At 62.5% G+C, this 1273-nt stretch carries 2 protein-coding genes; one reads left to right on the top strand and one right to left on the bottom strand.

The genetic code is table 11. The annotated features are described in order from the left end of the window. The coding region (locus ABT116_RS47435; RefSeq protein ID WP_502984091.1) for a beta-ketoacyl-[acyl-carrier-protein] synthase family protein at positions 1 to 562 on the bottom strand (562 nt) is incomplete at its 3' end. Between the two features lie 120 nt (positions 563 to 682). On the opposite strand from ABT116_RS47435, the gene ABT116_RS47430 reads away from it, so the two are divergent. After that, positions 683 to 1273: tRNA-guanine transglycosylase (locus tag ABT116_RS47430; protein ID WP_351647608.1), on the top strand; the 591-nt coding region annotated here is incomplete at its 3' end.

Raw genomic sequence — 1273 nt, 5'->3', positions numbered from 1 at the left:
CACTTTGTGACCAGAGTTGATCGCCGACAAGGCCCATCTCCGGTAGGCCGGTCAGACCGTCACGGTAATAGCTGGTCATGATGTATTGGTCTGCCCCACTGCCCTGTGCAGCGGCAGCGATAACGGCAGGGGTGTTCTTCAGATCTTTGGCTCGTTCTGCCGAGGTGACGACGATGGCGATGCCTCCGTCGGATTCCTGGCAGCAATCGAGGAGATGCAAAGGTTCGGCGATGAATCGCGAGTTCTGATGGTCCTCGAGGGTGATCGGTTTTCCGTAGAAGAACGCCTTCGGATTGGTGGCTGCGTGCTTACGGTCCGCGACGGCGATTCGACCGAAGTCCTCGCTGGACGCTCCGTATACGTGCATGTATCGCTGCGCGACCATCGCGACAAACGATGCGGGAGTACCCAATCCGTGAGGATAGGAGAATGCGTTGTCCGTCCCCGACGAATTGACCTGCGCCACGAGGCCGGAGTTCACCTGCCCGAAGCGCGCACCCGATCGCTCGTTGAACGCGCGGTATGCGACGACGACGTCTGCGACGCCAGTGGCGACCGCCATGGCCGCCTGCTGAATCGTCGCGGCGATATTTGCTCCTGTGACAGGATTGAGCCCGTGACTTCTGCAGTACCGACACCGCCCGAGCCCGTCGTCGACAAGCGTCCCGAGTCGATCTTCACGATGGGGACCAGGCTCGAGGACCGACTCGGACGAACCGGCACCATCCACACACCGCACGGCGATATCGCGACGCCGTCGTTCGTGGCCGTCGGAACCAAGGCCACGGTCAAGGCTGTGTTGCCCGAGTCCATGAAGGAACTCGGTGCGCAGTCGTTGCTCGCCAACGCGTACCACCTGTACCTGCAGCCGGGACCCGACATCGTCGACGAGGCCGGTGGGCTGGGCAAGTTCATGAACTGGGACGGGCCCACCTTCACCGACAGTGGCGGCTTCCAGGTCATGTCGCTGGGCGTCGGGTTCAAGAAGGTGCTGGCGATGGAGGCCGTCGGCGTGCAGTCCGACGACGTCATCGCGAAGGGCAAAGAGCGCCTCGCGACGGTCGACGACGAGGGTGTGACGTTCAAATCGCACCTCGACGGCAGCAAGCATCGCTTCACCCCCGAGGTGTCGATGCAGATCCAGCATCAGCTCGGCGCCGACATCATGTTCGCGTTCGACGAGCTCACAACGCTGCTCAACACCCGCGGCTACCAGGAGCGATCGGTCGAGCGCACGCAGGCGTGGGCGATCCGCTGTATCAATGAACACGAG

Origin of the sequence: Streptomyces sp. NPDC002130, from assembly GCF_040296465.1 — a bacterium.
Classification (GTDB): domain Bacteria; phylum Actinomycetota; class Actinomycetes; order Streptomycetales; family Streptomycetaceae; genus Streptomyces.
Note: the sequence above shows the minus strand (reverse complement) of the source record. Positions and strands in the feature narration are given on the sequence as shown.